Source organism: Aquimarina sp. 433, from assembly GCF_054054605.1.
Genome location: NZ_JBSWZK010000002.1, coordinates 447,202 through 458,754 on the forward strand (window position 1 = coordinate 447,202; position 11,553 = coordinate 458,754).

General features: G+C 32.8%; 7 protein-coding genes. All 7 read right to left on the bottom strand.

Going from position 1 to position 11,553, the window contains the following annotated elements; translation table 11 throughout:
• Window positions 1-26 precede the first annotated feature (26 nt).
• The gene (locus ACWNT5_RS06075) at window positions 27-1,955 is read right to left on the bottom strand and encodes a DUF3857 domain-containing protein (RefSeq protein ID WP_456516891.1); all 1,929 of its coding nucleotides are present in this window, start codon (window positions 1,953-1,955) and stop codon (window positions 27-29) included.
• Between the two features lie 10 nt (window positions 1,956-1,965).
• On the bottom strand, window positions 1,966-5,247 hold the full coding sequence (locus ACWNT5_RS06080; RefSeq protein ID WP_456516892.1) for a tetratricopeptide repeat protein: 3,282 nt from the start codon (window positions 5,245-5,247) through the stop codon (window positions 1,966-1,968).
• Window positions 5,248-5,488: 241 nt separating this feature from the next.
• Window positions 5,489-6,493: a hypothetical protein gene (locus ACWNT5_RS06085; RefSeq protein WP_456516893.1), complete on the bottom strand. Its 1,005-nt coding sequence runs from the start codon at window positions 6,491-6,493 to the stop codon at window positions 5,489-5,491.
• 9 nt (window positions 6,494-6,502) lie between these two features.
• The gene (locus tag ACWNT5_RS06090; protein WP_456516894.1) at window positions 6,503-7,645 is read right to left on the bottom strand and encodes a serine hydrolase domain-containing protein; all 1,143 of its coding nucleotides are present in this window, start codon (window positions 7,643-7,645) and stop codon (window positions 6,503-6,505) included.
• A 102-nt stretch (window positions 7,646-7,747) separates the two neighbouring features.
• Window positions 7,748-8,887, bottom strand: a complete 1,140-nt coding sequence (locus tag ACWNT5_RS06095; RefSeq protein WP_456516895.1) for a mycothiol transferase — start codon at window positions 8,885-8,887, stop codon at window positions 7,748-7,750.
• Window positions 8,888-9,097: 210 nt separating this feature from the next.
• Window positions 9,098-11,266, bottom strand: a complete 2,169-nt coding sequence (locus ACWNT5_RS06100; RefSeq protein WP_456516896.1) for a prolyl oligopeptidase family serine peptidase — start codon at window positions 11,264-11,266, stop codon at window positions 9,098-9,100.
• A gap of 93 nt (window positions 11,267-11,359) precedes the next feature.
• Window positions 11,360-11,509: a hypothetical protein gene (locus tag ACWNT5_RS06105; RefSeq protein WP_456516897.1), complete on the bottom strand. Its 150-nt coding sequence runs from the start codon at window positions 11,507-11,509 to the stop codon at window positions 11,360-11,362.
• Window positions 11,510-11,553: the final 44 nt, after the last annotated feature.

The window sequence follows — 11,553 nt, forward strand, 5'->3', positions numbered from 1 at the left end:
TTAGTTGTCAAACGTGCTGGATTTGTTTACTTTTTATCTTTTAAAATCACCACTTCTTTAAAATTTTTCTCTATCTTTTTAATCAAATTATTGAACTCTTTTTGCTGAGAAACATCTAATAAAATAAAATCCTGATTCATTTCTAATTCATATAGAATAGAAGATCCTTGTTTGGTATAAGTAATCGAACACTGAAAAAAATCATTCTCAATAGAAAAACTTTCAGGAATGTAGGATACTTCTTTATCCTTTGGAATTTCTAGTACTGTTACATTTTTGGTATAGGATTTATATCTATATTCTCTTGCGCTTTTTCGGTCTTTCTTAAGTTTAAAACGACTAATCTCTTTATTGAGATTTAGGTTAATATAGGTTTCATTATCCAAGGTAGTCATGTAATCCTTTATGTTGAATGCATAGTTGATGGTAAAATCCTTATCGTAATCGTACTTATTAATTTCTTCAAAGCTTTCGATCAAAAACTTGTTGCTTCCTTTTCTAAGTTCTCTGGTATAAATTGACTTTAGATTCTCTTCTTTTTTCTCTCTTTCGAAGGCATTAAAGAAATCTATTTTAGAGTATCCAGATAGTTTAAAACTTCCTTTCCCTTTTATTGTTTGGTCTTCAATTTTCAAATAGGTAGAATCGATAAGCGTATTTCTTTTAGCATCTATAACGGGTACTTCTTTGATCTCAAATTCATTTTCATTTACAGCTACTAATGCTTCTTTTCCTTGGATAAAAGAAGTTGGTAAATCGATAGGAATGTATCTTCCCGTAGCATCTAGATAATATATGTCATCACCATCTTTGTAGGTAAGAATCATATGATTATCCACAGAAGGAGTAGGAACTTCTTCATACTTATATGGTATGCTACGCGTACCTATCCAGGTTAAGTTTCCTTGCAGGCCAGCAATTTCGAGCATTTCTTGTAGTATACTAGAATTATCCTTGCAGTCTCCATATTTTTTGTTGAACACATCATTTGCTTGCCTAGGAACAAAACCTCCTAAAGCATATTCGAAAGCGATGTATTTTATGTTTTCTTGTACCCAATAGTAAATAGCTTTTACCTTTTCGAGATCAGTTTTTTTATCCTGTGTAAGTTGTGCTACTATCTTTTCTAATTCCTGATCTGGTTCTGATTTATTGATATCTTTTACTAGAGAATAGTACCAATCGTATAGGTCTGATACTTCGCCAAGCACTTTTACTTTCTTTCCTTTGGATTCATATTCGGTGATCATCGGAATCAAATGCGGTAGTGTATTTCTAAAGTTGGGAGCACCAGGCTCTATCTCAAATTTGTCCATTTGGTTTACTTCCCAAGTATACACTTTCTTTCCTCGTTTTTCGGATTCTGAAAAATTTATCGGAAGTTCTCCAATATTAAAATCCTTAAATTTCATGGAGATATTCTTATCCACAGTAATTGTTAGTTTACTCTTTACTGTGGGATTAAAATCTGCAAAAAAGAAGGTTCCCAGAAATCGAGGATTCTTAATCTTTTCTACATACTTAAGTTTGGATTTAGAGCCTGGTTGTAAATTGGGATAAATAAAATTAATCGACTTAGAATCATCGTAGAAACTTTGGTCCATCTCATCTTTGGTCACAAAATCTTCTACTTTGATCGTGTTATACTTTCCATTTTCATATACCATAGAAGCTGCTTCTATCTCTTCTACTTCTAAAAAAGTAGAATAGTTGATGGATTGTTTTGATTGATATGTTGCTGCGGCATCTAGGTATAGATTCTCCTCCATTACCTCTTGCGTAATCAAAATCTCTCCATTCTTCAGGCGAATATCTACGTTTCTCTCTTCTAACAATTTTACCGAATATTCTTCGGGATATTTTGCTTTGTATTCTTTAAATAAAGGTGAGGCACTTTGCGCATGTCCTATAAAAGACAGCAGTAGTACCAGCACTACTAATTGATTTCTAAGCATATTTTTTATCTTATTTTGTGGCTACGTCATTGTAATATACTTTTTCTTTGGTTAGTTTTCCAGCTTTATCATAATATAATGCTTTTCCGCTGCGTTCATTTTGGCGATATAGTACCTCTTCTTTGATCTTCCCATTTGGGTAATACTTTTTGTATACTCCGTTTAATAGTCCATGATCATAGATCATTTCTTCTTTTACTTTCCCGTCGGCATAATATTTAGTGTATTTCCCATCAATATTTCCATATTTGTTATCACTAATTCGTTCTAACTGACCAGAGTAATAATAGGCTTTAAACTGATTTACAAGCACTCCATTTTTAAACTCTCCCTCCATAGAAGGTTTCCCGTTATCGAAATATGCTTGCAGCTTTCCGCTATAATTATCAATAGGTATCATCGGTAGTAGCTTACCCTCTTTATCATGATAGCTATAGCCAATAATATTATCCAAATGATAATAGCGAACTACCTGTAATTTTCCTTCTGGACTATAAAACTCTCGCTCTCCATGCATTTTATCATCGATATACGGAATCTTACGAATTAGAATACCTTCTTCATTATACGATTCATACACTCCGTTTAATTTTCCTGATTCGTAAGAAAATTTCTCATTAATTGTGCCATTTTCATGATAGGTAGTCCATGTTTGATCATATTCTCCCTGAAAATACTGTCCTTTTCTACTTACTTCTCCGCTATCATAATACCAGATCCATGAACCGTGTAGATTATCATTCAGAAAACTACCTTCAATTACTATTTTACCTTCGGTATTATACTTGGTATACTTTCCATTTTTTACACCATACATATATTCGGTAGTGGATTGAGTTTTTCCGTTGTATCCTTTTATGGTAACGGTATAGGATTCTTTGGTAGGATCATAGAGTACTTCTTGTATTAGACTACCATCTGGATGATACTTTTTTTCTGCAACTATATCGCCATACGCATACATACTGGTGGATAGTAATTTTCCTTCTACTCCATAAAGCTTTTGTGTTCCATGTTGTTTCCCTTTGTGATAGAAACTTTCTCTTTTCAGGGTTCCGTCTGGATAATAGGATTTCCAATCGCCATGAATCAGATTTTTTTGATACCAACCATGTTCTGCTAGCGCACCATTTTCATGATAACTGCGGTAATATCCATGAATAGAATCATTTTTATAAGGTGTAATTGATTCTTCTTTCCCTGATCTATAATAATTATAGTTATCTCCTTGTACCTTATTATCTTCATAAGGCACTTTGTTAGTCATATACCCTTCAGAATAGTATTTCCATTCTCCTACTTTTCCTCCTTTGATATCGTATAAGCCTTCGGTAATTAAGCTTCCTAAAGGATCATATCCTTTATAATAAAACTCGCCTTTCTTTTTTCTTCCTTCGCCGATGATCTCCTTGTTTTTATTGTAATATTTAAAAGCGATAAACTCATCATTTCTATAGGTAAAATCGTAGTGTAGCTTTCCGTCTACATCATACTCCAAATAGGCTTCATTAAGTTCTCCTTTTTTATAGGTAATAGCATTCATTAAGGCACCATTTCGATGATATAACTTCCAGTTACCATCATAATATCCTTGTGCGGTAACACCTTCTTCAGATTTCTGCCCATTGCGATAATAAGAGACATAAGGTCCATTATACAATCCTTCTTTATACTCGTATTCTCCCATTAATTCTCCTGTATGGTAATACAATTTTTCTGTTCCGTTTACTTTTCCATCTAGGAAAGAACGTTTTTTAAACAAAGAACCATCTACATAATATTGTCTAAGCTCTCCTACAGGTTTCCCATCTTTATACATCAGCTCATAATCCTTTGCGCGCTCACCAATTTTGTGATATGATAGGTACTGGCCATCAAGCACTCCATTTTTAAACTGTTTGTGTTCTACGAGTGCTCCTTTTTTATTATACTTTTTATAGTCTCCGTTTAATTTTCCGGCTACGTAATTGCATTCTATTTCCTTATTTCCATTTTTATAAAAATAGGTATACTGTCCTTCTAGTTTTCCGTCTTTATAATGCTCTTCTTCAGAAATGTTTCCCGAAGCATCATACCATTGCCAATCTCCTGTGCGCACCCCATCTTCATTAAATTTTCCGTTTCCTATGCGCCTTCCTTTATCATCATACACTTCCCAATTTCCTATCTTTTTACCTTCTTTCATGATCCCTACAGCTTGTAAAAAGTTATAATTTTCATAAGCATAGGTCACCTTTTGTTTTTTTCCTTCGAATACCTCTTCATTATCAGCCTCCATTATGGCTTGCCATTTATCATAAGCCACATCAATAAAGGACTTTATCTCATCTACATTCTTATCTACGATTTTCTTAAAATCTTTATTCTGAATACTATAAGAAATGGTGTAGGTAAAAGCATCGAAATGATTATTCTCTGTAATCCAATTAAAAAATGGTACATATTTGCGATCCCAAAATCCCCCATTACCTTCATAATCCTGTAATTGCTCTAATAACGCTTGATTCTGTCGTGTTAATCCAATATTGATTTTATTATTTAGTTTAAAATCCTTGTTCATCGCCATTCTACTATCCAATACCAAATCAATATCTTCGAAAGTTTCATCATCCTCAGAAATGGTAATGTCTAAGGCTTCTATGTCGCTTTTCTGCGAGACTAGATTATTGATCAGGTTAAGCGCATTAAACGAATTTTCTCCATCGGGATTTATAATCAGATACATATTAAAAGCCATCAACGCTTGTGCCGTCTGACCTTCTTTAAAAGATAGTTTCCCGATCTCTAAGTGGCTTTTCTCATAGAAGGGATTGAGCATTACGGATTGTTTATAGTTTTGTAATGCTTTTTCCCACTGTTCCATTTTCTGGTATATATATCCCAGATTGTGATACAGTACATTGTTTTTAGGATAGTGTTTAAGGGCATTGGTATATACTTCTATCGCTTGTGGATACTTTTCTGCCTGTATCAATGCCAATCCTTTGTTTAGGTAAAAGGAATACTCCTCGGTAGTATCCTCGGCTTGTAGTCCCTGATCACAGATGGCCACTACCTCATCATATTTCTCTAACTGTAGTAAGTAATAGGATTTGGTCACCAAATTAGCGGTATAAATAGAATCATTTACACTAATCTTATCGAGCTCGGTAAGAATGCCCTCATAGTCTTCTTTTTCTTCTAAGTCATATAAGCGTTCTAATATCTGATTATACTCTACTAATGGAATCTCTTCCTGACCATAAAAAATACTCGTGGTTATGATGGTCATGATCACTATTATTCTCTTCACACGTTTACATTTTAGTTATTACTTGGCTATATATGGTATCCTATATAAGGATACGAAAAAGAGCTATACGATATACTTGATATATCTGCATACTTTTGGTTATTATTTCCCCTATATAATAAGAAAAAGTTTCTCCTTTCTAAAATATAAGACCCAAAATATTTGCTTATCCCTTTATAATAAGTATCAAAAACTGGGATAATGTTACCTTACTTTTGGTTGAATTTTTGGTGAGCGCTCATTAGTTCTCTACATGAATATTTACAAACTTTAGTTCTTTGTGGTTGGATGATGATAGTACCAAGGTGTCTTGTTCTATCTTGTAGGAGTACGATTCTTTTTGAAAAGATGTAGAATGATTGATCGTATGGTAATAGTTTCTGATCTCTTTTTTCAGGTTTTTGTCCTGTTGTTGTGCTGCCGATACCTTTGCTAAACTATCTTGAACAAAATACGTCGCCTCTTCTGAGTAATGACTTGCTTGTAATTGTATTGTTTTTGCTACAGTATCCATTTCAATACTTCCGAAATATATGTTTTTAGCAAAATCTTTAATTTTTAATCCATTATCATAATCAAAAGTTACTTTGTACAATCGATGTGAATGATCTTTATCATCCGTTACATTTCGCCATACACCAAATAATTCATTTTTGATAAGATAACTTTGTTTGATCTCGTATATATAATTATAAGCATACCAGATCATAGCTGGAATGATCAGGAATTTTAACCAATAGAGCTGTCTAAATTTAGAAGGCAGTATTTGTGGAATAAGTTGAACTTTTTCGATAGCTCTCAGAAAGTACATCTTAAACCCTTTCCAGTCTGAGAATAGTAAAAAGAATCCTAGTGTCGTAAGTTTTGTGGCTTGCCATAACGCTCCATCAATTTCATAAAAAATATCTACTAATAAAATATTTACCATAAAGCTAAGAAACAATACTACTCCTAAACGTACCGTTTTTCTAAAGAGTAGTAAAACCCCTGCTGTCATCTGGGTAAAAGCAATGACTAACGCGTATGTACGTGAAAATCCGTAATAATACCAAGTAAACACTAAACCATTAAAATTATCTAATCCCAGATCAGATGCGTAAGTAAGTCCCATGTTAAACTGTGTTTTCAATATCTTGCCAAATGCATATGAAAACATGTTATAAGCAATGTAATATCTGGCGATAACTCTTAAGACATACAGAATATGTGTTTTGATAAATTGTATGATGGTTTTTATAGGGCTCATGATATTTTCTTAGTCTAGCCAATTATGTTTTTGTAATATTGAAATTGTATTATGTACCAAAGCATTATATTCTTTGATAGGTTGATTAAAAAGACCAACCAATAGCAAATCCTTTTCGGGGATTGCAATATAAAATGAATTATATCCGCCATTAGATCCTGTATGATATACAAAAGACACCTCATAAGGATTTGGTTTAAATAAAAAACTTTCGTCACCTATAAACCAACTGTATCCAATAAATGGTTTGTATTTGGTATTCCAGTTCCGAGGTTTCCAAACAGTTCTGGATGCATCAATACTTTCTTTACTTAGAAAAACCTGATACTGCAATGCTTTTTCATATTTTGCTAATTCTAATACAGAGCTACACACTCCGCTATTACCAGATGCTGCATAGGTAGGTTCTTCTCCATAATCTCGTTCCTGATATTTTCCGTTTTCCAAGACATATCCATGTGCCACCCCTTTCTGAGGATAAGCTCCATTTACTATCTTAGTTTGCGTCATACCAGCAGGCTCTAAAATCTCTTTTTTGACGAAGCTCTGCCAAGGCATTCCAGAAAGTTGATCAATGATAAGTGCCAGTCCATTGTAAGAAGGGTTAGAATATCGAAATTTTTCTCCTGGTTCAAAAAGCAAACTATCTACTTGCTTTAGCGGAGCAAAATTCTGAGTATCTTTTGTGGTGAGATAAAACTCCCTTTCTTCTCTTATTTTTCGAACATCAGGGATCCCCGATGTGTGACTCAACCAATGTTTGATCTGTATGCGGTTTGCAATTTCTTTGTTCTTAAAATCACTAAAGTATTTTCCTATAGAGTCTTCTATTGATAGTTTACCTTGTTCCTGCAAGATTAAGATCCCATTAGAAACAAAGGTTTTAGAAATAGATCCTGTATTGAATAAAGTATGTTCGGTGATTTTTTCTCCAGTTTCTAGATCTGCTACTCCATAATTTCCAAGAAAAATTGTTTTGTCTCCTTTCTTTATCAAAACAGAACCTCCAGGTTCATTAGAGTTTGGAAATTGTTGGGTATAGAGCGAATCTAATTTTGTTTCGATTATCGAAACTTCTTTTTTGTTTTTTTGACAAGAAGCCGTTAAACTTAGTAGCGCCCCTAAAACAATAGATAGAACAACTGATTTCACACATTTAGATTTTATAGATTACTGGAGAATTAAAGGTATTTGCCTTGAATTTCATCTAATTGAATTCCCTCTTGAACAATTTAAGGATTACTTTACGATACGTTACTGATCAACGTTCTTTTTAACCTCTATTTTCTTTTGCTCTTTTTCTTCTGGAATTCTTTTTGCCATCATTAGTATTTGACCCAAGTGGCTAGACTGGTGTTCCATAACATGAAACCATGCATAATGATTATTCATCACTGATCCCGGTCTCATATCATTTAACCAGTTATCATCACGTTTTTTAAACTCTTCTATGGTCTTTTTTCGAACTTCTTTATAGATATTTAAATAATATTCTATTGGTTTTCCCTGGTACAATTCTCTGGCTTTATCTCCAAGTTCTAAGGCTGTCATCCACTTTTCTTTTTCTTCATCATTAAAACCTCTGTTCTCAAAAGTAAATACCTGATAGTAGGCTTCTGCTGCTGCTAAATGCATTACCAATGCACCAATACGATTCGCTTTTTCATCCATTAGATGATCTGTTTCTCTTATATCTAATCCCTCCACTCTGCTTTCTACCCGTTTACTCAAATTATTAAGCATCGAAATCATCACCCCTATCTGTGGAGAAAACTCTTCATCTGTTTTAATTACGAATGAATTTACAATGTTATTTCCCTCTATCAATAAGCTTTTAGACCCATCTTTTTTATTTTTTACAGTTTGTGCCGTAAATTCTTTTATCATAACCTGGTTTCCTTTACCTATACCATATGCCCAACCTGGTATAAGTTCATCCTTAACCGGATCCTCAAAAGAAGCATTGGTTAATGAAATAGGTTCATAAACTCCTTCTTTATTTTCTATGAGTAAACGAATATCATCAAAATAGTACTTACCATTATTCAAACATAAACCGCCAAAATTAATGGTTTCAGCATTTTTATCTATTTCACCTTCTATCGTATAAGTTTTCCATTCATTTGAAGTAGCAGGTCGATCGAGCATATTATCAAAAAAACCGCTCTCGCCATTTACATTATCTACTCGTGCCCATAATGCAGCAACTCCTGTGGTATCGGTTCTTTCTACTTTGATAAGCCCCTCTAATTTAAACTTTGTTTTGGTATCTGTAGTTACTTCTATAGTTTGGGTAAAAGATGTCCAGTCTCTAGACACTTTTTTAGTCTGCGCTGATACTTGATATTGATACATGAGTACTATGAGTACAAATAGCTTTGCAATTTTTGCCATGGTATTACTTTTATTGGTGTTGAATTCCCTTGATTTGATTGTATTATATAAATTTTGTCTACTAGTTAGTGTGCTAAGATAGGATTATGTTACCCTGAATAGTTAATTTCTTTGTAATTATTCTTTCTTAATCTCCTGATATATTAGATCTATTATAACAAAGCCAGTATCTCTGGATACTGGCTTCTTATTAATGTTTATTTATTAATGTTAATTTTTCGGCTGATAATCTGGATGTCCCGTTTGCCAAAGAACGAATGAAAATGTGTCAACCATGTTTTCATAATAATCAGATATAGAACCATCACCTCCATGGCTAGCCTCAAAATCAACCGAAAATAGAAAAGGATTACCTTTTGGATTTGTACTTTGTATTTTAGCAACAAATTTTCCTGGATCCCAAGGTACAACACTACCGTCCTTCATACCTGTAGTTATTAACATTGCAGGGTAATTTTTGTCTTTTTCTATATGATGATACGCATCCATATCGTAAAGTGCTTCAAATTCTGTTGAATCTTTAACAGTTCCAAATTCTTTGATACTATTTGGACCATTGGGTTGAAATTCAGATCTTAATATATTTAATGCAGGAAAATTCATAACTACAGCTCCAAAAAGGTCAGGTCGTTCGGTGACCGCTCTACCAATAGTAATTCCTGCTGCACTAACTCCAAAAGCAATATTCTTCTTTTTAGAAGTATATCCTTCTTTGATTAAATATTCTGTACAAGCAATCAAATCTTTCCAACTATTAGATTTTGTAGTTTTAAAACCTGCTTTGTGCCAATAATCCCCTTTCTCACCACCACCTCTAACATGAGGTAAAACCCATATACCACCATTATTTATCCAAGTTAATGCTGGAATAGAAAAAAATGGACTAAACGAAGCTCCATACGCACCGTAGCTCAGAGAAATAAGTCGATTATTTCCATCTTTCTTAATTCCTTTTTTATAAATAATGGATAAAGGAATTTTTACTCCATCGTGAGACGCAACCTCAATTTCTTCAACAACAAAATCATCAAACTCGGGGAAATTTGCTTTACTATTAAGGTTTATTATCGAAAATTTTCTTCTTTCTGTGTCAAAGACATAAGTTTGTTTTGGTTTTGTCCAGCTATTTATAGTCACTATGAGAGAGTTACCTTCATAGGAAACATAGCTGTTACCAGATGACAAGGGTAATTCTATTTTTTCTTCAATACCATTTTTAACACTATAAAACTCAGCCTCAACCCCGTTTTTTAAAGTTATATAAAATAATTCTCCATCTATATACTCGAAATCTTTTATTACCTTATCATTAATCTCTTCAGCCAAAACAATAGGATTATTAAAATCAGGATTTATTAAAGAGGTCTTACAAATTTTAAAATTAGAAGCATTTTTTGATGTTCTATAAATTAGACTGTCTTGGTAAATAACGAAGTTTTTAATTTGGTCTTCTTTTTTAAATAATGGCTTCCAATCAAGACTTGAATAGTCAACTTTACCTTCAATATTTGCAATATAATAATCCTTATAGGAAGAAACTCCACTTATTTTTCCATAAATATATTTTGTTGTTTCAGATTTAATTATGACTACTGGAAAATCTGCTGGTTCAATTTTTATATCTGGATTATTTTTACGACTCAAAACATCAATAGATTCTGACGGATTCATACCCAACTTATATAGAACAGCACTGGTATTGACCAAATAATCCTTATTTCTGTGATCCGTATTAGGTATAACTTGATAAATAAAACCACTATTATCTGGTAGCCAATTGATTCCTCCCGCAATATCAGGAGCAACGTTTTTTATAATTTCGGGATATTCTCTTTTCTTAGTTATATCATAAATAATCAATGTAGAAATATTTTCTCCTCCTTTTGCAAGACTTATAGCAACCTTAGTTGCATCCCAGCTAACTTTAAAATACTTTATTCTAAAATTAGGTTTCCATTTATCCGGATCATAAATCAGTTCCTCTTCACTATCAATTTTTTCTCTATAATATAATTTAAAAATATCGCTTCCTATCTCTCTCTTAAGATAAAAAACATTACCATATTTATTTAATCTAAAATCAATTATATCAGACGATTGTCGAGAATCAAATTCTAACTGATCTTCTAGAAGTTTTGCTCTTCCAGGGATCGAATTTAAATACTTTCTTGCAAATTTTCCTTGTTCTTCAAACCAACGCAAAACCATGGAGTCTTGCAAATTTTCCAAATTTCTGTAGGTATCATTAATTTGCTGTCCGTGATATTTATCAATAGCTGGTATAGGCTTTATATCGGGATAAGAAAACACTTTGTCTGTTACCTCATTACAAGAAATTGATGATGTTATCAACACCAATAAGAAAAATCTACATTTCATAATTGTGTCATAAGAATATTATAAAAATTTAAAAAGCTGTACAAGTTCTACTTTATACAGCATTGTTTTTAACTAACGCTTTCATTATAGCTACTAATTATCAGGATCATCTACGGGTGGGCACCAAGGAAGTCCACTTTTAGCCTCTCCATCACCATTTCCTCCACTACCCTTAATTTTAGATAGATTAGAGATAGAAAGTTTCTTTAGTTTTAATTCGTTTCTTAAGTCTTTAGTTTTCATTTATTTTTATTTTAATTTAAGCTCTACAAATATATGTTTTAATA

Excerpts from the sequence above, each read along its gene's own strand:
- ACWNT5_RS06075 (WP_456516891.1), bottom strand. The coding sequence starts at position 1,955 with ATGCTTAGAAATCAATTAGTAGTGCTGGTACTACTGCTGTCTTTTATA.
- ACWNT5_RS06085 (WP_456516893.1), bottom strand. The coding sequence starts at position 6,493 with ATGAGCCCTATAAAAACCATCATACAATTTATCAAAACACATATTCTG.
- ACWNT5_RS06095 (WP_456516895.1), bottom strand. The coding sequence starts at position 8,887 with ATGGCAAAAATTGCAAAGCTATTTGTACTCATAGTACTCATGTATCAA.
- ACWNT5_RS06100 (WP_456516896.1), bottom strand. The coding sequence starts at position 11,266 with ATGAAATGTAGATTTTTCTTATTGGTGTTGATAACATCATCAATTTCT.
- ACWNT5_RS06105 (WP_456516897.1), bottom strand. The coding sequence starts at position 11,509 with ATGAAAACTAAAGACTTAAGAAACGAATTAAAACTAAAGAAACTTTCT.